This window comes from Fictibacillus tiangongensis, from assembly GCF_048083785.1.
Classification (GTDB): Bacteria; Bacillota; Bacilli; order Bacillales; family Fictibacillaceae; genus Fictibacillus.
Map to the genome: position 1 here is coordinate 1867831 of NZ_CP182294.1, position 25250 is coordinate 1893080.

Annotated in this window: 25 protein-coding genes; 18 read left to right on the forward strand and 7 right to left on the reverse strand. The window is 38.3% G+C overall.

Annotated elements, in window-relative coordinates; all coding sequences use genetic code 11:
• Positions 1–23: 23 nt before the first annotated feature.
• Positions 24–152, reverse strand: coding sequence for an FbpB family small basic protein (locus ACNJYY_RS10100; RefSeq protein WP_416731589.1), 129 nt, complete (start codon positions 150–152; stop codon positions 24–26).
• A gap of 147 nt (positions 153–299) precedes the next feature.
• On the opposite strand from ACNJYY_RS10100, the gene ACNJYY_RS10105 reads away from it, so the two are divergent.
• From ACNJYY_RS10105 to ACNJYY_RS10125, 5 genes are all read left to right on the forward strand, one after another.
• Complete coding sequence (locus tag ACNJYY_RS10105) at positions 300–443, forward strand: acid-soluble spore protein N (protein ID WP_066241162.1); 144 nt, start codon at positions 300–302, stop codon at positions 441–443.
• Positions 444–550: 107 nt separating this feature from the next.
• Positions 551–1060 carry a hypothetical protein gene (locus tag ACNJYY_RS10110; RefSeq protein WP_144700586.1) on the forward strand — a complete coding sequence of 170 codons (510 nt, stop codon included), beginning with the start codon at positions 551–553 and terminating at the stop codon, positions 1058–1060.
• Between the two features lie 68 nt (positions 1061–1128).
• On the forward strand, positions 1129–1365 hold the full coding sequence (tlp, locus tag ACNJYY_RS10115; RefSeq protein WP_416731590.1) for a small acid-soluble spore protein Tlp: 237 nt from the start codon (positions 1129–1131) through the stop codon (positions 1363–1365).
• An 87-nt stretch (positions 1366–1452) separates the two neighbouring features.
• The gene (locus ACNJYY_RS10120; protein ID WP_144700584.1) at positions 1453–1875 is read left to right on the forward strand and encodes an acyl-CoA thioesterase; all 423 of its coding nucleotides are present in this window, start codon (positions 1453–1455) and stop codon (positions 1873–1875) included.
• Complete coding sequence (locus tag ACNJYY_RS10125; protein ID WP_416731591.1) at positions 1875–2171, forward strand: hypothetical protein; 297 nt, start codon at positions 1875–1877, stop codon at positions 2169–2171. The genes ACNJYY_RS10120 and ACNJYY_RS10125 overlap by 1 nt, the downstream gene beginning before the upstream one ends.
• A 1-nt stretch (position 2172) precedes the next feature.
• Here the strand turns inward: ACNJYY_RS10125 and ACNJYY_RS10130 are convergent, their stop codons facing one another.
• The gene (locus tag ACNJYY_RS10130) at positions 2173–2466 is read right to left on the reverse strand and encodes a HesB/YadR/YfhF family protein (RefSeq protein ID WP_416731592.1); all 294 of its coding nucleotides are present in this window, start codon (positions 2464–2466) and stop codon (positions 2173–2175) included.
• A 181-nt stretch (positions 2467–2647) separates the two neighbouring features.
• On the opposite strand from ACNJYY_RS10130, the gene ACNJYY_RS10135 reads away from it, so the two are divergent.
• The gene (locus tag ACNJYY_RS10135) at positions 2648–3274 is read left to right on the forward strand and encodes a hypothetical protein (protein WP_416731593.1); all 627 of its coding nucleotides are present in this window, start codon (positions 2648–2650) and stop codon (positions 3272–3274) included.
• Positions 3275–3284: 10 nt separating this feature from the next.
• Here the strand turns inward: ACNJYY_RS10135 and ACNJYY_RS10140 are convergent, their stop codons facing one another.
• Positions 3285–4697 (reverse strand): Na+/H+ antiporter NhaC family protein, encoded by a 1413-nt coding sequence (locus ACNJYY_RS10140; protein WP_416731594.1) that lies wholly within the window; start codon positions 4695–4697, stop codon positions 3285–3287.
• A 470-nt stretch (positions 4698–5167) separates the two neighbouring features.
• On the opposite strand from ACNJYY_RS10140, the gene ACNJYY_RS10145 reads away from it, so the two are divergent.
• From ACNJYY_RS10145 to ACNJYY_RS10160, 4 genes are all read left to right on the forward strand, one after another.
• Positions 5168–6709: a DEAD/DEAH box helicase gene (locus ACNJYY_RS10145; protein ID WP_416731595.1), complete on the forward strand. Its 1542-nt coding sequence runs from the start codon at positions 5168–5170 to the stop codon at positions 6707–6709.
• Positions 6710–6848: 139 nt separating this feature from the next.
• Positions 6849–7349, forward strand: a complete 501-nt coding sequence (locus ACNJYY_RS10150; protein ID WP_416731596.1) for a metallophosphoesterase family protein — start codon at positions 6849–6851, stop codon at positions 7347–7349.
• 61 nt (positions 7350–7410) lie between these two features.
• Positions 7411–7959, forward strand: coding sequence for a GNAT family N-acetyltransferase (locus ACNJYY_RS10155; protein WP_416731597.1), 549 nt, complete (start codon positions 7411–7413; stop codon positions 7957–7959).
• 100 nt (positions 7960–8059) lie between these two features.
• Positions 8060–11578 (forward strand): dynamin family protein, encoded by a 3519-nt coding sequence (locus ACNJYY_RS10160; RefSeq protein ID WP_416731598.1) that lies wholly within the window; start codon positions 8060–8062, stop codon positions 11576–11578.
• A 223-nt stretch (positions 11579–11801) separates the two neighbouring features.
• On the opposite strand, the gene ACNJYY_RS10165 is transcribed toward ACNJYY_RS10160, so the two are convergent.
• Together ACNJYY_RS10165 and ACNJYY_RS10170 are read right to left on the reverse strand one after the other, a co-directional pair.
• Positions 11802–13256, reverse strand: coding sequence for a UDP-N-acetylmuramoyl-L-alanyl-D-glutamate--2,6-diaminopimelate ligase (locus ACNJYY_RS10165; RefSeq protein ID WP_416731599.1), 1455 nt, complete (start codon positions 13254–13256; stop codon positions 11802–11804).
• A gap of 128 nt (positions 13257–13384) precedes the next feature.
• Positions 13385–14542, reverse strand: coding sequence for an aminotransferase A (locus tag ACNJYY_RS10170; protein WP_416731600.1), 1158 nt, complete (start codon positions 14540–14542; stop codon positions 13385–13387).
• Between the two features lie 161 nt (positions 14543–14703).
• Between ACNJYY_RS10170 and ACNJYY_RS10175 the strand changes: the two genes are divergently transcribed.
• A complete protein-coding gene (locus ACNJYY_RS10175; RefSeq protein WP_416731601.1) occupies positions 14704–15963 on the forward strand; it encodes an MFS transporter in 1260 nt (419 codons plus the stop codon).
• A 68-nt stretch (positions 15964–16031) separates the two neighbouring features.
• Here ACNJYY_RS10175 and ACNJYY_RS10180 read toward each other — a convergent pair whose 3' ends face one another.
• Both ACNJYY_RS10180 and zwf read right to left on the reverse strand, forming a co-directional pair.
• Positions 16032–16643 (reverse strand): cyclase family protein, encoded by a 612-nt coding sequence (locus tag ACNJYY_RS10180; RefSeq protein WP_416731602.1) that lies wholly within the window; start codon positions 16641–16643, stop codon positions 16032–16034.
• Between the two features lie 3 nt (positions 16644–16646).
• Entirely contained in the window at positions 16647–18149 is a 1503-nt protein-coding gene (gene zwf / locus ACNJYY_RS10185) for a glucose-6-phosphate dehydrogenase (RefSeq protein WP_144700547.1), read from the reverse strand.
• 95 nt (positions 18150–18244) lie between these two features.
• Here zwf and ACNJYY_RS10190 point away from each other — a divergent pair, with 95 nt between their 5' ends.
• The 7 genes from ACNJYY_RS10190 (at position 18245) to ACNJYY_RS10220 (ending at position 25081) form a co-directional block, all read left to right on the forward strand.
• The gene (locus ACNJYY_RS10190; RefSeq protein ID WP_416731603.1) at positions 18245–19081 is read left to right on the forward strand and encodes a sulfurtransferase; all 837 of its coding nucleotides are present in this window, start codon (positions 18245–18247) and stop codon (positions 19079–19081) included.
• 50 nt (positions 19082–19131) lie between these two features.
• A complete protein-coding gene (locus ACNJYY_RS10195; protein ID WP_416731604.1) occupies positions 19132–19962 on the forward strand; it encodes a PHP domain-containing protein in 831 nt (276 codons plus the stop codon).
• A 71-nt stretch (positions 19963–20033) separates the two neighbouring features.
• Positions 20034–20630, forward strand: coding sequence for a trimeric intracellular cation channel family protein (locus ACNJYY_RS10200; protein WP_198767143.1), 597 nt, complete (start codon positions 20034–20036; stop codon positions 20628–20630).
• A gap of 269 nt (positions 20631–20899) precedes the next feature.
• Complete coding sequence (gene ablB, locus ACNJYY_RS10205; protein WP_416731605.1) at positions 20900–21754, forward strand: putative beta-lysine N-acetyltransferase; 855 nt, start codon at positions 20900–20902, stop codon at positions 21752–21754.
• A gap of 47 nt (positions 21755–21801) precedes the next feature.
• Positions 21802–23208: a sigma-54 interaction domain-containing protein gene (locus ACNJYY_RS10210; RefSeq protein ID WP_416731606.1), complete on the forward strand. Its 1407-nt coding sequence runs from the start codon at positions 21802–21804 to the stop codon at positions 23206–23208.
• Positions 23209–23367: 159 nt separating this feature from the next.
• Positions 23368–24795 (forward strand): lysine 2,3-aminomutase, encoded by a 1428-nt coding sequence (ablA, locus tag ACNJYY_RS10215; RefSeq protein ID WP_328086837.1) that lies wholly within the window; start codon positions 23368–23370, stop codon positions 24793–24795.
• Between the two features lie 13 nt (positions 24796–24808).
• Positions 24809–25081, forward strand: coding sequence for a YokU family protein (locus tag ACNJYY_RS10220; RefSeq protein WP_144700533.1), 273 nt, complete (start codon positions 24809–24811; stop codon positions 25079–25081).
• Positions 25082–25250: the final 169 nt, after the last annotated feature.

The window sequence follows — 25250 nt, forward strand, 5'->3', positions numbered from 1 at the left end:
TTCGTATTAGGCAAAGGATTTTTTTATGCTTTTTTCATATGTCTTTCATCAAGTTTGATCTCAAGCTGTTCGATGTAAGACTCATCTTTCAGAAGTTGCCTTTTGTTCTCGATCACGAGTTCTTTGAAGTTCATTTTTCTGTTTTTCCTCATTATTGACACCTCTTCATTTGGATAATAACAATATAGCCAAGATGAAATCGAAATAATCAGACATTAAAAAATAATTGCCAGTTTACTGATGAATAGTTGATTTTGATTAATGGAAAAGTAAAAAGAAGACGAAAGGAGGTAGGACCTTTGAGTAATCCAAAACGCTTTCCTGAAGATTTCGTTCCAAATCATATCGGCACTCAGCCACGTGAGAGCAACAGCAATAATGGAAAAAAGATGGCTAATAAATCGCACGATCATGCAGATTATGTACCACCTAAAGGCAAATAACACTTACTTTCTAAAAAATACCTCTCCATAATTTTTTCTTTTGACTCCCATATACGAAAGATTTTGTCGAAAAAGTGTATGTAGTGAAAGAATTAGGAGGGGTACGTTTGATTACGGCATCTGTCAAACCATTACCTGTATCACATAACAAAGATGATCAGGATTATTTATATCGTCAGTTAGAGATTGAAATGCAGAGGTTGGGGCATCTAGTTCCTTTTCGTGAAGAGTTGAACTGGGATAAAGAAATTACAACGATGGAACTAGGAAATGTTGAAACGCTTGAAAAGTTAAAGAAAGCCGCAGCAAAGAACGATGGGGTATTTTTGTTTTATGCCAAGCTTACAAAAGGAACCGTTTATCAGCATATCATCCTGCATCCGAACACAGAAGGCTTCTATCTTCCTTTTCGATTTGAAGAACCGTTCCAGATTACTGTAAAAAACAAAAAATACTGGATCGGTTCATCGATCAGGCTAGCCGAAGAATTAGCTTGGCTTGAGATCACGATGAAGAATCTAGAAGACGACAGTGTAGTAGAATATTGGAAATATCTCACTGACCTTTGTCAATTCAGCGTTCAGAACATGAGTCCCATTCTATTGCAAAAAAACTAAAGAATAATTCGATCGGTTACTTGTACAGACTAAGATGGTACGAACTTTTTAAAAAAAGGAGAATCATCATGAACAAACCAAACCGAGACGATCGAAGCAATAATGTTGAACGATTAGAACAAATGGTCCAAAACACGGAACAGAACATCTCAGAAGCTAACCAGACTGCGGCTAACACTGAACTAACAGCAAGCCAAAAAGAGCAGATCAAAGAGAAGAATCAACATAGACAAGAATCCATTGAGCAGTTTCAAAATGAGATTCAAGAAGAAAAGGCTTTTAGAGAAGGTAACGACCTACAATAAGAGAGAAGACCAGCATATTGCTGGTCTTTTTTTTTATTTTCTACTAAAGTGTTAAGAAAAGACAACACGAAGGGAAACAGATGATTTATGAAATTTGTTGAGAGCAGCGTTGATGTTAGATATGCCGAAACAGATCAGATGGGTGTCGTCTATCATGCAAACTATCTAGTGTGGTTTGAAATCGGTAGAACAAAGCTGATCGAACATCTAGGGTTTAAATATGCAGACATGGAAAGAGAAGGGATACTTTCTCCAGTAACAGACATTCAAGCGTCCTATAAGAAACCATTAACTTATGGACAAAAGGCTCACATTAAGACAGCCGTAAAAGAATATTCAGGCATCAAAGTTATTTATTATTATGAGATCTTTAACGACGAAAACGAATTATGTGTTACAGGCGAATCCACTCATGTTTGTGTGAAAAAAGAAAATTTTCGACCGATCTCAATTAAGAAGTATTTTCCTGATTGGCATGAAGCCTACCTTGAAATGAGCTCATCAAAATAATGGCATTCGGAATAAAACGTACTGACTTAAAAAGATGGAAAGATGAAGTAGAGGCAGGACACATCGCATTCCTCACCCATTTTTGGTATGATCCGCGATTTCCAACAGCTAAGAGTGTAACGAAAGTAGGCTGTAACGATCAAAAAAAATTATCAGAGTGGGGAAGAACTTACGGGTTAAAAAAAGAGTGGATTCATGAACGAGATGCTTACCCCCATTTCGACCTTATGGGGGATAAGCAAATAGAAATCATGAAAAGTGAAGGAAGAATGGGAGAACTTCAAAAGTTCTTATAGTCTAATTTTTGTTCTCGTTAAAATCGTATTTGATTTCTCCATCCGTAATGGAAACAGTTAGATCATTTCCGTCAAAGAACCATTCATCTTCTTGCTCAATGAAAAAAGTATGATTCTCTACAACAATTTCTGCAGCTGGATGTTTAGGTGTATCTTTTGTAAGTCCTAACGAAAAGCCGTCTTGTACTGTGCTGCATCCTCCAAGGCGAACGAAAAAACGAATGGAATCGTTCTGAGATGCTTGAAGGTCTTTGATCACAAAATTTGCAGTATCTTCATTCAAAATGATTTTCAAAGTATGTTCACTCCTTAACAATTACTTTTCAAGTAATGATGATATTGTGGCATACGAATGTCGAAAGCACAATTAAAACGATTATGTTTTTGGGAGACGTTGATTACCGTTCTAAGCTGCTTGCTTTGTGCAAGGCAGGTAAATAATAATCAACATTTACTGAGTAAAGGAGGCAGATTTGGTGGATATTCAATCTTTTTTTGAAGAAGCATCATCACTTTACAGCGTTCAAGATTTAATTTCTGAACACACGAATATGATATTTATTTTAGAATCACCTCATAAAGAGGAGATCAAATATGGAGTACCTCTGGCGGGTCTATCTGGCAGATCGATGGCAAAAGAATTGTTTGAAGTCGAAGATACACTTCCAATGGGAAAGTTGTTAAAACAGTACATAAATGAGAATAAGAAGAACGTGTTCGGAATTGTAAATGTTTGTCCTTTTCCACTGCAAGGTACTGCATTCCCTGATCAAACTTTCGTAAACAGATATAGTGATGAGATCAAAATCGCTGAAGCCGTAAGAACGAGTTCAGTTAAAGTCTTTAAAGATGAATTCAGGGCTGAATTCGATCAACTTCTTCTACATCATTTCGAAAGTAGATTAACATCATTGCTTACTGGAAATACACTTATCATCCCGTGCGGAAGATTTGCAGAAAAATATGTGAACAAACTGACCAATAAAGAGAGTTTAAACACTATAGAAGGGGTACCACACCCTTCTTATCATTCTTGGTCTAGAGATCGCTACCAAGAAGTAATAAACAGAGTAAGAGAAGAAGGAAAAAAACGAACCTCCTAAGTCAGGAGGTTCAAATGAAGAATACTGTAGCTCCATATAGTACTGCTGTTATGGCTGCAGCTATTAGTGCTGGTTTAAGCTTGTATCGTGCATAAGTGATGACGGATAGGTTTAAAATGCGTGCGATCGTGTTCGTATCATCACTTAAAGGCGAAGCAAATGCTCCGAATGTTCCACTAGCAAAGACTGCTCCGATCACAAGAGGCAGTGAAACATCTGCCACTCCAGCCATCGATACACCGAGAGGCATCAATATTCCCCATGTACCCCAGGCAGATCCGATAAAATAGGAGACGGCACAGCCAAAGAGGAACAGCAAAGGGACGATAACTGATCCAGGAATCCATCCGGCGTATGCAGTTACAAAAGCAGAGAATCCAAGTTCTTCAGTAACGGATGATAAGCCCCAAACAACAGCTAACAGCACGATAACACTCATCAATTCGTTACCGCCAAAAATAAACCCATTTAAAAGATCACCTGTTTTCATTTTTTGAAAACGAAGGAAAAGAAATGTAAATATTGTGGTGAACAACAGTGCGATAAGCATGGCATCCATAACATCTGCGGAAATGAAGGCTGCAAAAAAACTTCCTTTCGTTTTTTTGTAACCATCCCACCAAGTTAAAAGTAGAGTAAGCAATACGACGAGAATGAGTGGGATGAGCAGGTTCCACGGTTTATTTGGAAGTTCTTTATTAACAGCAGGATCACAACTATGCCAGTCATCCTCTTCGCTTTCACCCACATCTTTTGGATCTGTTTCTTCTGTTGACTTTGAATGATGAAAGAAGCTCAGGTAAACCCCTACGATTATCATCACAAAAGAGAAAAAATTAAACGGAATGCTTTGTATAAAAAGAGAATAAGGATCTGCCGTAATATTTTCGTTCTTTAACGAAATGTCTACGATGGATGTCATGTATCCAACGAATGCCGTAGCGATCGGTATCAATACAATGATGGGAGTTGCTGTAGTCTCAATGACAAAGCCGAGTTCTTGAGTAGACATCTTCACTTTTTTTAAAAGAGCTCTCATGATCGGAGCAATCGTGACGAAACGAAAACTTGGAGCAGCAAAAGTACCAATCGTAGACACATAAGTAAGCAATAAAGCTCCTTTTTTGGTTTCGATCCTGTTAGACGCTTCTTCTACAAAGCCTTTAATGCCCCCAGAAAGTTTAATCATTGAGATGAGTCCTGAAAAAGCATACAAAAACACTAAGATTTTTATGTTCTTAGGGTCTACAAGTCCCTTCACTAAAAATTGGACCATCTTCTCCAACCCCCCTACGAGGGTTGGATGGAGCAGGTAAGACCCGGTCAAAAGACCTGCGATCAAACCTGGGAGAACTTGTTTAGTCTTGATAGCGATTGGAATTACGACTAAGAACGGAATAACAGAAACCCAATTTTGATCCATAAAGAGTCCTTCTTTCATTCTGAAGATAATAGTGTTAGCGTGCGATGGTTTCAAAAATTTATTCTTTCGTACAGAAGAAAAGACGTTTCATTCAAATCTACATTGGTTAAAATAATACCGTTCAAGTGAAATATCACATGTTTAAAGAGTTGTGTGAATAAACTTTAAACGCCACTTCTAATGTAAAGAGTTGCATTTATTAGGTTTACGTGATAAGTTTAACAACGGAATATATATGGACGGAACAAGTTTGAATTACGGATAGCCTTGTAACTATTAACGTTTAATTTTTACGCATATTCACATGGCTAAGCATTTCCCATCAATACTTAATCAGGAAATGCTATTTTATGTGCAAATCATGATGTATTTTGAAAAAACAAATTGGCCGGCACTTTAACATGACAATCCATGCCGTGTCCACGAGGTTATCGTAAAACCTTTTTCGTCACAGAAAAGGAGATAGAACATTGACAACATTTCAAGAACTAGGACTAAGTCCTGAGTTGCTTCAATCCATTAATAACATGGGATTTGAGGAAGCAACACCGATTCAGCGTGATACCATTCCAACAGCACTTAAGGGGACTGACCTTATTGGCCAGGCACAAACAGGGACTGGTAAGACAGCTGCGTTTGGTATACCGCTAATCGAAAAAATGGATACTAGATCACGATTCGTTCAAGGAATCGTATTGGCTCCAACTCGTGAGTTAGCTGTTCAAGTAGCAGAAGAACTCAATAAAATCGGTCAATTCAAAGGAATCAAAACATTGCCGATTTATGGTGGTCAATCCATTGTGCGACAAATTAAAGCATTAAAAAATGGTCCACACATCGTAGTAGGAACACCAGGACGTGTGCAAGACCACATTAACAGAAAAACATTAAAGCTTGATAGCGTTCATACAGTTGTGCTTGATGAAGCTGATGAAATGCTTAACATGGGATTTGTTGAAGACATCGAAAAGATCTTAGAAAACGTTCCTACAGAACGTCACACGATGCTTTTCTCTGCAACAATGCCTAAGCAGATTCAAAACTTGGCAGCAAAATTCATGAAGGACGTATTGCTTATTAAAGTAAAAGCGTCTGAAATGACTGTTAAGAACATTGAGCAAGAATATGTTGAAGTTAAAGAACGTCAAAAGTTTGATGCGTTATGCCGCTTCATGGATATTCACTCTCCAGAGCTTGCGATCGTTTTCGGACGTACGAAGCGTCGTGTAGATGAATTGTCTGAAGCATTAAGCAAACGCGGATATTCAGCTGAAGGAATCCACGGTGACCTTCCGCAAGCTAAACGTGACAAAGTGTTGCGTGCGTTCAAAAACAACACGATCGAAGTTCTTGTTGCAACAGACGTAGCTGCTCGTGGTCTTGACATCTCTGGTGTTTCTCACGTTTATAACTTCGATATTCCTCAAGATCCAGAAAGCTATGTTCACCGTATCGGACGTACTGGACGTGCAGGAAAGACAGGTTATGCATTAACGTTCATCACACCGCGTGAAATCGATCACCTATACACGATCGAAAAAATCACAAAGCGTAAAATGGTAAAACGTGCCATTCCTTCTGTATCAGAAGCAATGGAAGGACAACAACAGATCACACTTGAAAAATTGATGGAAGTTGTTGGAGAGGATAACTTTAACGGTTATAAGCAAACAGCAGTTGAGTTACTAGAAGAGAATGATTCTGTAACACTTTTAGCTGCAGCGCTTAAGCTTCTTACGAAAGAACCGGATACGACTCCGATCAATCTTACAGATGAGCCGCCACTATCAGTTAAAAAGAGACGTCCTAATAATCGTTTCTCTGATCGTAGACGTTCTGGAGGAGGCCCTAAAAGAGAGGGTGGAGGCGGAAGAGATAATCGCCGTTCTGGATACTCTAAAGGCGAGCGCAGTGGTTCTCGCGATGGTGGAAACCGCAGTAGCAGCAGCGGCAGCCGTGATCAATCATACCGTTCACAAAAACGTGTTCGTGAAGACTTTAAAAATAGATAAATCATACTAAGAAGCAAGGGAGAAGATCTCCCTTGCTTCTTTTGTTTTCGTTTCATATCTATGTTTAAATGAATCTTATGAAATATCAATAAAAAACCAGCACTACATACTGGTTGCTCATGAAAAGAGGTTTACTGAGTTGAAAAAAATCCTAATAATTTCTGATACACATATGCCGAAAAAAGGAACGGTACTTCCTGATCCAATTCAAGACATTCTAAGAAACGATATTGATTACATTTTTCATGCAGGAGACTGGACAGCTCAATCTGTTTACGAAGAACTTAAAACGTATGCGCCTGTTTATGGAGTAAAGGGGAACGTAGACAAAGAGGATTGGAGCAAAACTCTGCCTGAAAAAGTACTTGTTACGATCGAAGGTGTAAAAATTGCAATGATTCATGGTCATCAAGGCAAGGGAAGATCGACACCAGAACGTGCATACAGAGGATGTGAAAGAGATTCTGCTGACCTGATAATATTTGGGCATTCTCACATCCCTTTTCATGAACTAAACGGGAGAACGGTGCTTTTTAACCCCGGTTCGCCAACAGATAAAAGAAGGCAAATGCAGTTTTCATATGGCATTGCGGTTATCGATCAGTCAACGATTACACTCAATCATCATTATTTTTCTTGATGCATGACAACCTGTAAAGAAGACATAATAATACAATCATAACTTTTGGAGGAATAAAGCTATGCCGAATGGGGACAACTTCTTCTTTACAGCAAAAAATGGGGAAGAGATCATCTTAAGACCAGTAGAAGAAAAAGATGCAGCAGATATCACACAACATGTAGAAGCGATCGTAAAAGCCGGTAGATACCTTCAAAAAGAAGAGCCTCATTCCGTCTCAGAAGAGATTGCGTTTATTCATGAGGTTAAGCGTAAGGGGAATTTATATACAGCGGTCGAACGGAACAAAAAAGTAGTAGGGATCGCTAGAGTGTTAAGAGGAGAACTTCAAATGAAGAAACATACCGGTGTTTTTAGAACTTGGATTCATCCAGAAGCACAGGGCCTAGGTATTGGAAAAGAACTTCTCGCTCATACGTTAAGATGGGGAGAGGACAATCATTTACATAAGATATGGCTTACTGTTTTTTCTGGAAACGAAAAGGCAGTAAGAGTTTATGAAAAAGCAGGTTTTATTATAGAAGGAAAGCAAAGAGATCAAGTGATCATAGAAGGCAAATTTGAAGATGAATATTTTATGGCATATTTTTTTAACTCAACTAAAAAATAAACTCATTCGGATTCCAAGATAATAGATAATCAATGGTGAAATCGCTATCATATATATGGTAAAGTGGATAGTGATACAGTATTGAAGACAGGTGGATACGATGAAGTCAACTGAAAAAGAATTATTGATAACAGAAAAACAAAGATTGATCGGATTATATGAATCGTTTCAAAAAATGGACAATAAAAAAGAAGAAGACCAATTAAGCAAACTATTCCTTAAAGTAGCGAAGGAAGAGTTTGCTATAGCTTTTTGCGGGCATTTTTCTGCAGGAAAATCAAGCTTGATCAATGCACTTTCAGAAACAGGCATTCTTCCATCCTCTCCGATCCCTACAAGTGCAAATATCGTTAAGATGGTAAGAGGAGAAGAAAGAGCAGTTGTTACGCTTAAAAATAAAAAAGTGGTTACGTTCCACTCTCCATATGACGTAAATGAGATAAAAGAACTCTGTAAAGATGCAGAGCTTGTTGAGGAGATTGAGATCTATTATGGCGGAGACGAAAACACAGAAAATATCGCTTATTATGACACTCCGGGAATTGATTCGACCGATCCTCTTCATAAGAAAGCAACAGAGAACGTTGTTTATTTAGCAGATCTGATCTTTTATGTAATGGATTATAATCATATACTCTCTGAGACGAATATGGAATTCATCTCATTACTGATTCAAAGAGGCAAAGATGTACGTTTAATCGTTAACCAGATTGATAAGCATCGTGAAGAAGAGTTGAAGTTTACATCTTTTAAGGAAAACGTTTTTGAATCTTTTCTTTCTCTAGGGATTCCGAAAGAGCACATCTTTTTCACAAGTGTTAAGAAGCAAAATTTACCGCATAATGATCTAACGGCTCTTATGGCCTATATAAAACGAATCGAGCAAAACAAGGATGCTCTTCTTTTAGAGCAAGTGAATAATCAGCTTCAGCATTTTGTGACTGACTATGTAGAAAGAACAGAAGAAGGTCTAGTAACCATTGATGCTGTTAGTCAAAGATTAGCTTCTCTTTCTCAAGAACATGAAGATCTTTCAAAACAATTAGCACAAGAAAAACAAGTCATCGTTAAAAAAGAAGAAAGTGTTAAGGACCAACTTGTAAATATTTTAGAATCAGCACAACTAATGCCTTATGAGACGAGAGAAAAAGCAGGCTCATTTATCGAATCTGCCAAAAAAGACTTTAAAGTTGGGCTCTTCTTCTCTAAACAGAAAACAGAACAAGAACGAACTGTTCGAACAGATGCGTTACTAGAAAGCCTACAAAAGTCGATCGATGCACATATCAATTGGCATGCTCAAAATTTTATAAGCTCTCTTCAAAAAGAAGTGGACCATACCCTTCCAGACTGGGAACCGATTAAAGCAAATAAAGACAATTTACATTCATTCGTCACACCCGGGTTATCTTCACAAGGGCAAGGTCTTTTAAACTATTGCAACAATTTATCAAACGATGTTAAAAAGAAAGCACGTCAAGAAGCTACAAGATGTATAAATGCTGTCAAAACTTGTTTAGACTCAAAAGCATTTCATGTGCTCTCAAACTTAAAAGAAGAGATCAACAGGATAGAAAAAGAACTAGAATCTTTGCACCAAGAGAAAGAGATCGCAGAAAACTGGGATGAGCAAAAACATGAACTTCATGAGTTGTTGTATAAAGATGTATCTAGTGATCGATCTATAGAAGAATATGAAAGAAAGTTTCTTGCTGAATACGAGCCTCTATCGATCGAGATGTTTAAAGAAAAGTTTGATAAAGAACCGATAGAAAATGCGAAAGATTTATATGAAGAGGATACTCTCATTACGACACATTCTAGTACAGATTCTCTTATAAAAGAAACTGAAAAATTATCTACTGGTGTATCAATACTCAAGCCAGTTAGAGGGCTCTCACACTTAGCTGCGGAGATGGAGGAACTTCAAGAGAGACTTGATAAACGATCGTTTACGATGGTTCTCTTTGGAGCGTTTTCAGCAGGGAAATCATCATTTGCGAACGCATTATTTGGTGAAAGTATCCTTCCATCTTCACCAAACCCTACGACAGCTGCTATTAATGAGATACGATATCCAGATCGTGAGCACCACCACGGTTCGATCATGATCGAGATGAAGAGTGTAAAAGAACTCACAAAAGAGCTCAACACCCTCTTGAAAACTACTGATCAGGAATTGAAAGAGTTACTGAATTCATCAGATAAGAGACTTGCTTCATACAGAGCAGGTTACGCGTGGGCGAACGATCATTTAGGAAAAGTACTAAATAAAGAGATCTCTGAGATCACCGAATATGCTGCAGATGAAACAAAAGCCTGTTTTATCAAAAAAATTACGATCTATTACAGCTGTCCGTTAACAGAAAAAGGTCTTGTACTTGTTGATACACCAGGAGCGAACTCGATTCATTCCCGCCATACTGAAGTCGCGTTCGAATATATGAAACATGCAGATATTATCATTTATCTTACTTACTTTAACCATGCGTTTTCTTATGCAGACCGAGAATTTTTGATCCAGTTAGGAAGAATAAAAGATACCTTCTCATCAGATAAGATGTTCTTTGCGATTAATGCTTCAGATCTTGCTGAAACAGAAGGAGACAAGGACGATGTTGTCCATCATGTGAAGAACAATCTTCTTACATTCGGAATCAGAAATCCGAGGTTATTCCCGGTTTCTAGTAAATACGAACTGATTGCAAGCAAGCGTGCAGAAAGCGGCTTTGAAGCATTTTCATCAAGCTTAACCCAATATATTGAACATGAGCTGGAAAATGCCATGATCAAGAGTGCAAGATCCTCCGTTACACACGCAAGTACGGTCATGGAGAATATGATTAAAGAAACCGTTCACAGGATGGAAAAAGAAGACGAATATTTAGAGCGTCTTCAGAAGAGAGAAAACACACTGATTGAATTCAGTAATGATTATATTACAATATCGAAAAAACAATTTCTTCAAGAACAAAAAGAACTTTTGTATTATATCAAACAGCGTGTAATGATTCGTTATCATGATTTTTATAAAGAGACGATCCATCCGGCCGCGGTTCAAAGTTCGAAGGACGCTTTAACTCAATGCATTGGAGACCTTTACGGAAAGATCTCGCATGATTTGCATCAAGAATTTAAGGCATGTTCGTTGCGTTTAGATCGTTGGATACAAAAAGACATGAAAGAAAAAGTAGGTCATTTGATCTCTAGAGCAGATCAAGAAGGTGTGAGTTTGCAAGAGAGAAATGAGACGGGTGATCTGTTTAGAACTCCATCCTTTTCTTTAGATTTTGAGATGCAGGATGATTCGAAACTCAAGAAGTGGCTATCTTATTTTAAGAATCCGAAACAGTTCTTTGAACAAAATGGTTCGAACGAGTTGAAGAATCACCTTGTCGATGAGATCGATAGTGAAGTGGAAAATTGGTTGATGGAAGCTGATAAGAAACTTACTCACCATTATGAAGATGTTTTGATCAATACAGAAAAAGCATTTAAAACACACATTATCAATCAAGTTGTTCACTATTTTGATGAATTGAAGCAGCCTGGTGATCTAGAGGCAAGAATTCAAGAGTTAAACAACTCATTAACACAGATTAGAAAGCTTGAAGAATAATCTTTCTAAAACGCTCTATCTTTGACTGTTGATCGAAGTGTTGGAGATCTTCTATCCACTCTAACTAAGCAGGTGAGACACTCAGCTCCCCTGTACATCGAAAAGAGATTATCTGAAATAAAAATCAACTACTTCTAAAACGGCAAAGTATACAAAAAAGCTTTAACAAACAAGAACAGCACTCTCTTCCTTGAGGGTGCTGTTCTTATATGTTAACGATATTCTATATTAAAGTTGGTTTGTTTAAAGACTGGTATAGATCAACAGAAGCAAGATCAGACGTTGAAGGATGATGGTATGTTTCTTTATATATTTCAGGCCCTTTACCCGTAATGATTACGACTGAATTTGCTGGAGCTTCTTTAAGAGCAAAAAATATAGCATCAGTCCGATCTTCTATGATCACAGGCTGGTGAGAAGATCTAGGAACCGCTTCTTCCGTTTCAAGAAGTAATTGATCACGATCTATACCGTTTAAGTCATCTACCGTCAAGACCGTCTTCGTACTGTATTCTAATGAGATCTTAATCATATCAGTCCGTTTCGATAGATCTCTGTTTCCTCTGAATCCAAAAACATGATAAAGAGGACGATCTCCCGCTTTTTTACTCGCGGCTTCAAGCACTTGAGAAACTCCATCAGGAGTATGCGCATAATCAACGATAACTTCTGTCCCGTTATAAAGTGTGATCTCTTCAAAACGACCGGGGATTCCTTCGAAACTTTTTAGATATTCAACAGAGTTCTTTATCGGTATCCCATAATCTAATGCAGCTGCGATCGCAGCAGTCGTATTTAGGGCGTTATATTCTCCTGGTAATGGCATTGAAACGGTCACCTGTAATGTTTCATGCACAAGGTTAAAAGAATCAATTCCGACGTCTTCAATATAAAAATCATCAGACTTTCGTTTACCATAGGTCCATATCTGCAAGTCGTTTTTTGACCGCAGTTCATCCCTTAACCGCTTGCCATACTCACCTTCACTGCAGATAATGGCCGTCCCTTTATTCTTCAAGTATGAAAATAATTTAGATTTACAGAGAAAGTATGATTCCATCGTTCCGTGATAATCCAGATGATCATGAGTTAGATTTAAAAAGATCGCTTGATCATACGTTATCCCATCGATCCTATTCTGTTCGATCCCATGTGAACTAACTTCCATCACAACTACATCATCATCGCTTTCCAAAAGCATCTTCTGAAGGGTAACAGGATCTGGTGTAGTATGTGAACTTTTCACAATTTCAGAATTGATATAATGATATACCGTACCAAATAGAGCAGCAGTCATACCGTGAACATTGAGGATATGCTGTAATAAAAAGGATGTTGTTGTTTTACCATTCGTTCCTGTAATGCCTGTCATCTTATGTTTTTTATAAGGCTCTTCATAAAAGTAGGAAGCGGCAAGACTTAATAAACGCTTCGTTTCTTCAGCGTATATATAAACACCAGGCCCTATGTTCTCATCATATTCACCGATCACAGCTGCCGCGCCATTATCAAATGCTTCTTGTATGTACTGATGGCCATCAGCTTGAACACCTGAAATCGCAAAAAACAAGTTTCCGGGCTGAACTTTTTTAGAGTGGGATGTAATGCCTGTGATCTCAGGATCATCCTCAATGGTAGGTTGTATAGATAAGTGACTTAATAAAGCTTTTAACTTCACAAAAACGCATCCTTTGAATAAATTAATTTTAGTTTTTTTCTAATTTAAGTTCTTATTCAGAAACTTTAAATTAACCGTAATATGTTTATGTTAACTTATTCGAAAAAACTGCCCAGTTTGAGGGCAGTTTACGTAAGGGAATTTATAAAGTTTTCTATGCCATCCATACCTTTTTTTAACTGTTCCATAGAAGCTGCATAGGAGATGCGGATATATCCTTCTCCGATAACTGTAAATGCATCACCAGGTACAACAGCAACTTCTTGTTCTTGTAAAAGTTTTAGGGCGAAATCATAAGAAGAGAGTCCATATTTTTTTATGGAAATAAAGAGATAAAATGCTCCGTTCGGTTTTTCAAACGTAAATCCCATCTTGTGAAGCCGTTCGTAACAATAATCTAACCGTTCTTTATAAGCGTTTCGCATATCGAAAGCATCATTTTTGCCGACCGTTAATGCCTCGATAGCAGCTGCTTGAGAGATGGTCGAAGCACAAGTGACATTATACTGATGAACCTTCAAAACATGCTGCATAAGATTACTTGGCCCGAAAAGCAACCCAATCCTCCAACCGGTCATGCTGTGTGATTTTGAAAGTCCGTTGATCAAAAACGTTTTTTCACGCATTCCTTCATAATTCGCGATCGATCGATGTACACCCACGTATTTCAATTCACTATAGATCTCATCAGATACTACAAAAATTTCTTTGTTAGAGAGGTATTGAGCAAGAGCCTCTAATTCATGATCCTCCAAAACAACACCTGTTGGGTTGGAAGGAGAAGGGATGATGATAGCTTTTGTCCTATCTGTAATATGCTTCTCGATTAGTTCGGGTGTCACTTTAAACCCTGTTTGTGTTGTATCAATATAAATAGTATTCGCACCGCAAAGAGTAATTACGGGTTCATATCCAGGATAGATGGGAGCAGGAAGAAGTACATCATCGCCTTCGCTCAATATGGTTCGTAATGTGATATCAATGGCTTCACTTGCCCCGGCCGTTACGATGATTTCAGACGCGGGATCATAAGTAAGAACATATTTTTCTTGTAGGAAAGAAGATGCTGCTTCTCTAAGTTCTATGTATCCTGCGTTATGAGAATATACCGTTTGATTATTATGTATCGCTCTTATCGCAGCTTCTTTTACATGCATAGGGGTCGGAAAGTCAGGTTGTCCTAATGTTAAAGAGGTCGCGTTTGGGAACTGAGTCACTTCATTAAAGAATTTTCGAATGCCTGAAATTTGTATGCTTTTAGCTCTGCTGTTTAATAATGGTTCCACAAAAAATAACTTCCTTTCTTCTTATCGCACCAATTGACAATTTTAACGTTGCCATTAGTGTAGCTTTAATTCGTTTCTTGAGTCAATGGGTGGATTTTCTTGTATGGTTTTATGACTTTTTACAATACTAAAGATGTAATAGTACGGTTTTGGAGGAAATTATGGAAGCAAAGAAAAAGTGGGACTTACTTGCACTGGCATCCATTCCCCTTGTGATGACATTGGGGAATTCTATGCTCATACCCGTTTTGCCTGAGATCGGTAAAGAACTAAATATAAGCTCTTTTCAGGTTTCGTTGATCATCACGGTGTATTCGATCGTTGCTATTTTGTTAATACCGATCGCTGGATATCTGTCAGACCGTTTTGGGCGTAAAAAAGTAATCATCCCTAGTCTTTTTATAGCCGGAATCGGAGGATTGATCTGTGGTTGGGCAGCATGGCAATCTGATCATGCATTTACATTTATACTTATTGGAAGATTTTTTCAAGGTGTTGGTTCTTCAGGAGCTGCACCCGTAGTCCTCCCATTAGTAGGGGACATGTTTAAGGATGAAGAAGAAGTGAGTTCAGGTTTAGGGTTGATCGAAACATCCAATACGGTCGGTAAAGTATTAAGTCCTATTCTAGGAGCATTTCTTGCAACGATCGTCTGGTTTTTGCCGTTCTGGCTCATCCCAGTGTTTTGTATTGTTTCTATCTTGTTAGTCATGTTCTTAGTTAAAGTTCCAAAAAAGGATCAAGAAAAGCAACCTTTTAAAGAATATTTACAAAACGTAAAGAAAATTTTCCATAACGAAGGAAGATGGCTGTTCGCCATTTTTATAATCGGTGGCATTATCATGTTTGTTCTTTTTGGTATCTTGTTTTATTTATCGACCATATTAGAAGAGAAGTATGGAGTAAAGGGAGTCATGAAAGGGCTGGTGATCGCTGTTCCGTTATTAGCTCTGTCGATCTCTTCATTTATTGCAGGTAAAAAGATCAAACAGAATAAAATCATCATGAAGTGGTGTACGTTTATCTCTATGGCGCTTTTGGGCGGCTCTGTCTTTTTAATTACGTTTACAGAAAACGTCTATTTTCTTTTAGGTGCACTTTTTGTGGCAGGTATAGGAATTGGTGCGGCTCTGCCAAGTTTAGATGCGTTAATTACAGAAGGAATTGAAAAAGAAGCTAGAGGGACGATCACTTCGATCTATAGTTCGATGAGATTTGTTGGTGTAGCTCTCGGACCGCCGATCTATGCGATACTCATGAAACAATCACATGAGATTGTTTTTTATACTTCTGCAGGAGTGAGTATTATTGGAGCTATCGCTGCATTTTTTGCAATTAAACCTGAGAAGAAAAAAGGCGGGGGAGATGAAGAAAAGAAAGATCCTAATCCGACTCAGAAATTAAAACCTGCTTTAGAATAAGGATCAATTTTAAAAAAACAAGGGCAGAAGCATGTGAATCCATGCAAGCCCTTGTTTTTATTTGTTTATTATTGTTCAATAAGTACGATTCTTGCAGGAGATGCATCAAGACCTCTTATTTTTAGAGGAGCAGCGACCATTAAATATTCTCCTTCAGGAACTTCTTTTAACTGAAGTCCTTCGATAATGATGATGTTGTTTTGAAATAGCTGTTTGTGAGTAGGATGATTTTCTTGTGCTCTCTCTACCCCTAATGCGTCAATTCCAACACCTGCTATACCGATTTCAGCCAACATTTTAGCTGCTTCACTGTTTACATATATGAATTCAAAATTGAACTCGGTGTCCCAAGAATTTTTTGTTTTAAATAAGACAAAATCATCTTTTTGAATACCTTTATCAGCAAGGTCTTCAGCAGAAATAAAACCAGTAGAACCTGTAAGATCGATAACTTTAGCTTTTCGAACCAATTTTTCGATCGGAAGAGTTTCGATCGTATCACCGCCAGGAACCATATGCAGCGGAGCATCAACATGTGTTCCTGTATGAACATCCATTGAGATACGTGTTTCTGTTACATGTGCATTTTGTGCTGTTTTGAACTCGGGTTGTTTTTCAGGTTTGTTCTTATAGACTGGCATTCCCTCAAAGATCGGTAAAGAGACATCATATATTTTCATGAATTAACATTCCTCTCTTACTTTTGTAGGTTCCCACCAAGAATGTCCGTCAGCTTTTAATAGTTCATCAGCTTCTTCAGGCCCCATGCTTCCTGATGGATAGTGTGTGAGGTTGGAACCTGTTCCGTCTTGCCACGATTTCGTGATGCGGTCAATAAAGTCCCAGCTGAGTGCTACCTCATCCCATCGCGTGAAATAAGTAGAGTTACCAAGTAGACAATCGTGCAGAAGCTTTTCATATGCTTCAGGTGAATTCATTTCTGCTGTACTGTTATTGTTGTAAGTCATATCGATCGGCAAGAGATCAGGAGTATCACCTTTTGGTTTTGCATTAAGTGTAAGGCTAACACCTTCATCTGGTTGAACATGAATCCTTAACAAGTTAGGCTGATAATTTTCTGTGTTCGCATGATAGAGCGCCATCGGACCCTGTTTAAACTGAATAACGATCTCTGTCGATTTTACAGCCATACGTTTACCTGTACGAATATAGAACGGAACGCCTGTCCATCGGAAATTATCAATGAATAGCTTAGCTGCTACAAATGTTTCGGTTCGAGACTCAGGATCTACGTTCTCTTCATTCAGATAACCAGGAACTTGATTTCCGTTCATCGTTCCTTCTGAATATTGACCGCGGATCACATTCTTCTTCACCTCTTCTTCTGAAAAGAAGCGCAATGATCGAAGAACTTTAACTTTTTCGTCTCGGATGTGTTCAGGCTTTAATTCACCAGGCGGTTCCATTGCCACCATCATGACCATTTGAAGCATATGATTCTGTACCATATCAAGCAGGGCACCTGATTTTTCATAATAGCCTGCACGGTCTTCAACACCTAATGTTTCACTTGAAGTGATCTGAACAGAGTCAATATATTTATTGTTCCAGATGGATTCAAAGATGGCATTTCCGAAACGGATCACTTGGATGTTTTGAACCATCTCTTTTCCAAGATAGTGATCGATACGGTAAATATCATTCTCATTGAAACTTTGTTGAATCTCTTCATTCAATTTCGTTGCAGAAGGCAAGTCATTACCGAATGGTTTTTCGATAACGATACGTTGCCAACCTTCTGTATTCGTGATTCCTTCTGATTTTAAGAAAGTAGGGATCGTTCCGAAGAACTTTGGAGCCATCGCAAGATAATACAGGCGATTTCCATTCGTTTGATAATCTCTGTCGAGTACGTTCAACAGCTCTTCTAACTCATGATAGCTTGCTTCACTCGTTACATCCATCTTTAAGTAATAAAAATGGGAAGCAAACTTTTCTACGATTTGGCGATCTGCACCTTTTGCATGTTCATGAATAGCAGATGCAACTTCAGCTTGAAACTCTTCATGAGAGAATTCTTTTCTTGAAACACCAACAACAGAAAAGTTCTCTTTCATATGTCCCTTTTGATACAATTGATAAAGAGCGGGGAAAAGTTTTCTGTGAGCAAGGTCACCAGTCGCTCCGAACAATACGATGGATGCGTTAGGAATACTATGTATCATCTGTACGTCACTTCTTTCTATCTTTTCTAATAGTTACAGCTTTCCCTAGATGAAGTTAAAATAACGAACTTACTTCATAAAACAGGAGGTCAAATATGTCAAATTTCGTTAGTCCTGAATGGGTGAACCAAAAGGTGAACAGTGCTGATATCGTGATCTTTGATTGCAGGTTCTCATTATCTGAACCGCAAAAAGGGTGTGAACTGTATAAGAACGACCATATCGAATCTGCTATTTATGCGGATCTTGAGCAACATCTCTCAAGCACAGTTTCAACCCATGGTGGTCGTCATCCATTACCTTCCGTAAACATACTATCACAATTTTTTAGCCGTTGTGGTGTTGACCAAGAAAAAATTGTTGTCGCCTATGATGATCAATCAGGCAGCATGGCTGCAAGACTTTGGTGGATCTTGAAATACTTAGGACATGATAATGTTTTTGTCATGCAGGGCGGCTATACACACTATAAAGAAAAAGGATATGCCATCTCAAGTAAAATGCCTACCGAGAAACCTGAACATTTCACTCCAAAAGTGAGAGTTGAAATGTTGAAGAGCAAAGAAGACGTATTACGTGAAATGAACAAAGAAGATACACTTATCGTCGATGCCCGAGAATTCAAACGATATACAGGAGAGTTCGAGCCTATCGATCATGTGGGTGGACATATACCTAATGCGATAAACATCCCTTGGGAAAGTCATATGCAAAAACCGGGCTGGTGGAAGAACCAGCAAGATCTACAAACGAAATATAATGGTTGGAATGGGAGTAAAAAAGTTATTGTGTATTGCGGATCTGGTGTAACGGCATGTGTAAACATACTGGCTATGGATGAAGCGGGAATCACTGATAAATCCCTATATGCGGGCAGCTGGAGTGATTGGATCAGCTATGTTGAAAATCCAATAATAAAAGAAAGCGACTGATTAAAATTTCATGTACCGTAATCAATTTGATTATTTAGGAGAAATAAATAATGAAACAATGCGATTTACATACTCATACCACAGCATCTGACGGGACCTATTCTCCTGTTGAAAATATTAAAAGAGCAGTTGAAAAAGGTCTTGGAGCGATCGCGATCACTGATCATGATACAGTGAATGGAATTGGGGAAGCGATGGTAGAAGCGAATAAGTATCCAGGATTTACCGTAATCCCAGGTGTCGAGATAAGTACCTTATATCAAGGCCAAGACATTCATGTATTAGGTTATTTTGTAGATTATAAAGACGAAAATTTTCTAAATGCATTGAGCAGTCTTACTTCTGTTAGAGATAAAAGAAATAAAATGATTCTTCAAAATTTGAACAACCTCGGAATTCAGGTGAAGGAATCGGAATTAGAAGCGAAAAGACATGGCAAAGGAAATGTAGGAAGAGGGCATATTGCAGAGATTTTGATGGAGAAAGGAATTGTGAAATCACTTCCAGAAGCATTTGAAAAGTATCTAGGAAGAGGGAAAGCTGCTTATGCTTCAACAGAACGCATCTCTCCAATAGAAGCGATTCAATTGATCAAACAAGCAAAAGGAGTACCTGTACTAGCTCATCCAGGTATTTACGGAGCAGATGAACTCATACCGATGTTAAGTAAGAACGGTTTGATCGGACTAGAGTATAGTCATCCAGATCACACAGAGGAGCAAGTAGCTTTTTATAAAGGTTTAGCAGATAGATACTCCTTAATCAAAACAGCAGGAAGTGATTTTCACGGCTTTCGTAACGGCGAAGTTTTCCATGGAGACATAGGCAGCTGTTCAGTCCCCATCAGCACCTTAAACGAATTGAGAAGTTTTAGTAAATAATGCTTGCCAGTCGGCCAAGAACCTTATAAGATTCAATACGGAGCATATTGATTGTGAGAGGAAGAATGGGTTTGACTTGGGATTTATTGAACATCATTGGAACGATCGCATTTGCCATTTCAGGTGCATTGGTTGCAATGGAAGAAGATTATGATATTTTAGGCGTCTTTATTTTAGGACTCGTTACAGCGTTTGGCGGAGGGATATTGCGTAATGTGTTAATCGGCCTTCCCGTAGACACGATTTGGGAGCAGGGACTTCTACTGAAATCAGCACTGGCATCTATGGGGATCGTGTTTTTTATGCCCGAGAGCATGATTCAATTTTCTAAGAGGAGTCTTCATTTCTTTGATGCCATCGGTCTTTCTGCATTCGCGATTCAAGGTGCGATCGCTGCCACAAGTATGAATCACCCCATCAGTGCTGTTATCGTTGCTGCAATCTTAACAGGTATTGGCGGAGGTATGATTCGTGACGTGCTGGCTGGCCGAAAGCCGGTCGTATTGCGTGAAGAGATCTATGCTGTTTGGGCTTTATTAGGCGGTTTAGTCGTTGGTTTAAATATAGTTAATAGCACTGTGGAATATATGATTCTTTTTGTTTCTCTAGTTGTGTTTAGAATGTTGTCACTGAAACTCAATTGGAAACTTCCACATAGAGCTTTATAATGTACATCCGGTTTGTTCTAAAAGATTGCTGCACGTTTTGCAATTGCTACTAAAGGCGCGTTTCGGCAAGTGGTTCACCACCGTACGCTTCATGAAAATCGAGCATGTGAACGGAAATCAACTAGATTAAAACAACATGTTATAAGAAAGCAATCTTAACTTAACAGCCTTGTATGAGACCACCCTAAAACAGAGGGTGGTTTTTTGTGCAGGATTCTAAGCATATATTATGGAAGTTATGCACAGGACATTATAGGAGGCAAAAAACCATGCAGACCACATACTACGAAAACAAAAGAATCAATAGGACTCATTTTATCGCAGATACATGTTTTGATTATTACAGCGAACGCATACGAGCAGACGATTATCGAGGAAACGTCAACTCTTTATCAGAATGGCTTGAAGAAGAAGCGGTAATCAATGGATTTCATAAGATCATTGTTAAATCGAAAAGAGATGATCTCTCTTATTGGCAAGAGCTCGGTTATATTAATGAAGGAGAGTTTAGTGGATATTTTAATGGCGCCTCAGCATTCGCTATGTGTAAATACCTTACAAATGACAGAAGAAACAGTGAGTATTGGGTAGATGAAGATCGTATTTTAAAAGATGTTGTAAAGATAGGAGCAGGATCAAAAAATCAGCCTCTTCAAAGCAACTATTCTTTAAGGATGGCTGAAATAGAGGATGCAGATTCACTTGCAGAGCTCTATAAGAACGTATTCCAAGTGTATCCTACACCGATGAACGATGCACAGTATGTACGGAAGATGATTCAATCAGGCACATTATTCTGTGTGATTGAGCATGATAAAAAAATCGTTAGTGCTGCTTCTGCAGACGTCAATGGGAAGTATCATAACGCTGAGATCACAGACTGCGCGACAACCCCAGAGCACCGTAAATTTGGTCTTATGAAGCATCTGATTGATCAGCTTGAAAAAGAGTTGTTTCAAAGTAATATTTATTGTTCCTATTCAATCGCTAGAGCCCTCTCTTTTGGTATGAATGCTGTTTTTCATCAGAAAGGCTACAAATTTAAAGGAAGACTAGCGAATAACTGTAAAATTTTTGATAAATACGAAGATATGAACATTTGGGTGAAGGATTTATCGAAATGAGTGCCGAATTTTAGGCATATAGTGACAAAAATTAAGCACTCTTGGTGGTGATCTTTTTGATATCTAAATCATTAGAAACAGCAGAAACTTTAAATGCCATATTAAAGACGATCGATGAGGGTATACATGTAGTTGATGCAGATGGAATTACTATTTTTTATAATTCGGTGGCTGCTTCATTAGATGGTTTAACATCAGACGAGGTTCATCATCATCATGTACTTGATGCGTTTCCTTCCTTAACAAAGGAAACGAGCACATTACTTAAAGTAATAGAAACTGGGAAACCCATCTTTAATGAACATCAATCCTATATGAACCGAAAAGGCAAACAGATCGACACGGTAAATTCTACCCTGCCACTTTGGTTAAATGGAGAACTGATAGGTGCTGTTGAGGTAGCAAAAGATCTTTCAAAGATTAAAGTTCTTTCTGAACAGCTAATCGATCTGCAAAAAAAGATGAAAGTTAAGAAAAAAACAAATAAAGATCAACCAATTGCAGCTTACCACTTCTCCGATATCATCACAGATGACCCTGAATTAAACGAGGTAAAATTACAATGTAACCAAGCCTCTCAAACAAACTCGCCGATCATGTTATATGGAGAAACGGGAACAGGCAAAGAGATGTTCGTTCAAGCGATACACAATTCTTCTAAACGTTCTTCAAATCCGTTCGTCGTTCAAAACTGCGCCGCGATTCCAGGACCACTTCTCGAAGGGATATTATTCGGAACATCAAAGGGCAGTTTTACTGGTGCCATCGATCGGCCGGGAGTGTTTGAACTAGCAGATGGTGGCACTTTATTTCTAGATGAACTGAATTCGATGCCTGTTGAATTGCAAGCAAAGCTATTAAGAGTCGTTCAAGAAGGTGTTGTAGAGCGCATAGGAAGTCAAGTATCAAGAAGGGTTGATGTAAGGATCATTTCTGCTTTAAACGAACGACCTGATGTTTGTATGGAAAAAGGAAAGTTGCGAAGAGATCTTTTTTATCGGTTAAATGTAGTTTATTTCGAATTACCCCCTTTGAGGCAAAGAAAAGGGGATATTGCATACTTAGTGAAACATTTTGTAGACTATTTTAATCATAAATTTGGAAAAAAGGTACGAGGATTTACTTCTGAAGCTGAAATTTTCATACTTCGTTATTCTTGGCCTGGCAATGTTCGAGAACTAAAGCACGCGATCGAGCACTGTATGAATTTTGCAGAAAATGATTCTTTGATCGAGTCTTCCTTACTTCCGAAACATGTAACTATTCCTGGTGAGAATGGACGTACAGTCAGAAAAGAATTATCGAACATACCTTCATTAAGACAAGCTTTAGGAGATTATGAAAAACAGATCATAGAGATGGCACTCCAACATACTTCTGGCAATATCCTTCAAGCTGCAAAAATTTTGGGAGTACCTAGACAAACTCTGCAATATAAAATAAAACAAAAGTGAACTGCCGAATTTTCGGCAGTTCACTTTTGTTTTATTAATCGGCCCACATTGTAAAGAGGATGCATAAACTATAGGATAAATCGTTATATTCTGAACTTTCTGTAAGTTGGCACACTTCTTGCAAGAATGAAGAGTGTAGAAATAAAGGAGGTCATTAGGATGCCTGTAGTGAATGGATTATTTAAACCAAAGAAACATTGGAGTGAATTCGAATTATGGAAAGATGTTACAGAAGAGCAATGGAATGATTGGCTGTGGCAGCTGACTAACACCATCAGAAATTTAAAAGATCTTAAGAGCATCATTAACTTAACGCCGGAAGAAGAAGAAGGCGTTAAAATTTCCACGATGACGATCCCGTTAAATATTACACCTTATTATGCTTGGCTCATGGATCAAGACGATCCAAGGTGTCCGATTCGAATGCAATCAGTTCCGATTGGCAAGGAGATATTAAAGACGAAATATGACTTAGAAGATCCTTTGCACGAAGACGAAGACTCCCCTGTTCCAGGGCTTACGCACCGCTATCCTGATCGTGTTCTTTTCCTTGTGACGAATCAGTGTTCTATGTATTGCCGTTATTGTACGAGAAGACGTTTTTCTGGTCAGATCGGTATGGGTGTACCAAAGAAACAATTGGATGCAGCCATTAACTATATTCGAAACAATCCACAAGTTAGGGACTGTTTGATCTCAGGTGGTGACGGGTTATTAATTAATGACAACATCTTAGAATATATATTAAAGAACCTAAGAGAAATACCTCATCTTGAGATCATTCGGATTGGAACACGGGCTCCAGTCGTTTTCCCGCAAAGAATTACAGAAAACCTTTGCAATATTTTAAAGAAATATCACCCAGTTTGGTTGAACACGCATTTCAACACTTCAATTGAGATCACGGAAGAATCTAAAAAAGCGTGTGAGATGCTTGCGAATGCCGGAGTTCCTGTAGGCAATCAATCTGTTATTCTTGCAGGAATCAATGATAGTGTTCCAATTATGAAAAAGCTGATGCATGACCTGGTGAAAATTAGAGTACGACCATATTACATCTACCAATGTGATCTGTCTGAAGGAATCGGTCATTTCCGTGCACCTGTTTCTAAAGGTTTGGAGATTATAGAAGGTTTGCGTGGTCATACTTCTGGTTACGCCGTGCCGACATTCGTAGTAGATGCTCCTGGAGGCGGAGGGAAGATTGCTGTTCAGCCAAACTATCTCATCTCTCAATCACCAGAAAAGGTAGTGCTTCGGAACTTTGAAGGAGTGATCACTTCTTATCCCGAACCTCAAAACTATCAAGCTGGAAGAGCAGATGCTTATTTCAATGAAGTGATGGGAACAGACCACATCAAGCCTGCGATCGGAGTTTCAGCACTTATGAGCGATGAGGCTTTCAACCTTGTACCAAAAGGCTTAAAACGGCTTGAACGAAGAGAAGATTATGATACGAATCCTGAGCATAGTTCACTTAAAGATAAGCGGGATAAACGGGATGAATTGAAAGAGAAAAAATATAAGTTTGAGCAGACAAAAGACGAAGGAATTTCAGCGACTCCTGAAGAACAAAGAAATGCATAGGGAGGAGGATAACATGAAGTGCTTATGGTGTGAAAGTGAAGAAGCAGAGAAGGCAGGATTAACAGGATATTGGGAACTGCCTGATGGCTCAAGAGCCGTCCAAATAACTGTAATCCCTTCTGTATCCTGTTCTTCTTGCGGTATGGAATACCAAGAAGATCATATTGTAGATGAGATAGAAGATCAACTCATGTTAATAGATACAAAGAAGATAGATTCAACGATTTCCTATACAGAATTAATGAACATACCGAGGTTTTTGAAGAAGAATTATTTTAAGTTGTAACATCAGTAGAGTAAGGGGATATCTTTTTTAAAATAAAACTATTCTCTGTTTGATGGTCGCTAAGTTCTTTAGTTAGGAAGTATATGAATTGGAGCTCAACTGCTTTCTGTGTGCGACAGTGAAAATAGTTTTCAAATAAAGATATTTCCTTTTTAACCTTCATGAGGAA

Excerpts from the sequence above, each read along its gene's own strand:
- ACNJYY_RS10100 (WP_416731589.1), bottom strand. The coding sequence starts at position 152 with ATGAGGAAAAACAGAAAAATGAACTTCAAAGAACTCGTGATCGAGAAC.
- tlp (WP_416731590.1), top strand. The coding sequence starts at position 1,129 with ATGAACAAACCAAACCGAGACGATCGAAGCAATAATGTTGAACGATTA.
- ACNJYY_RS10120 (WP_144700584.1), top strand. The coding sequence starts at position 1,453 with ATGAAATTTGTTGAGAGCAGCGTTGATGTTAGATATGCCGAAACAGAT.
- ACNJYY_RS10125 (WP_416731591.1), top strand. The coding sequence starts at position 1,875 with ATGGCATTCGGAATAAAACGTACTGACTTAAAAAGATGGAAAGATGAA.
- ACNJYY_RS10140 (WP_416731594.1), bottom strand. The coding sequence starts at position 4,697 with ATGGATCAAAATTGGGTTTCTGTTATTCCGTTCTTAGTCGTAATTCCA.
- ACNJYY_RS10155 (WP_416731597.1), top strand. The coding sequence starts at position 7,411 with ATGCCGAATGGGGACAACTTCTTCTTTACAGCAAAAAATGGGGAAGAG.
- ACNJYY_RS10160 (WP_416731598.1), top strand. The coding sequence starts at position 8,060 with ATGAAGTCAACTGAAAAAGAATTATTGATAACAGAAAAACAAAGATTG.
- ACNJYY_RS10175 (WP_416731601.1), top strand. The coding sequence starts at position 14,704 with ATGGAAGCAAAGAAAAAGTGGGACTTACTTGCACTGGCATCCATTCCC.
- ACNJYY_RS10180 (WP_416731602.1), bottom strand. The coding sequence starts at position 16,643 with ATGAAAATATATGATGTCTCTTTACCGATCTTTGAGGGAATGCCAGTC.
- zwf (WP_144700547.1), bottom strand. The coding sequence starts at position 18,149 with ATGATACATAGTATTCCTAACGCATCCATCGTATTGTTCGGAGCGACT.
- ACNJYY_RS10190 (WP_416731603.1), top strand. The coding sequence starts at position 18,245 with ATGTCAAATTTCGTTAGTCCTGAATGGGTGAACCAAAAGGTGAACAGT.
- ACNJYY_RS10195 (WP_416731604.1), top strand. The coding sequence starts at position 19,132 with ATGAAACAATGCGATTTACATACTCATACCACAGCATCTGACGGGACC.
- ablB (WP_416731605.1), top strand. The coding sequence starts at position 20,900 with ATGCAGACCACATACTACGAAAACAAAAGAATCAATAGGACTCATTTT.
- ablA (WP_328086837.1), top strand. The coding sequence starts at position 23,368 with ATGCCTGTAGTGAATGGATTATTTAAACCAAAGAAACATTGGAGTGAA.
- ACNJYY_RS10220 (WP_144700533.1), top strand. The coding sequence starts at position 24,809 with ATGAAGTGCTTATGGTGTGAAAGTGAAGAAGCAGAGAAGGCAGGATTA.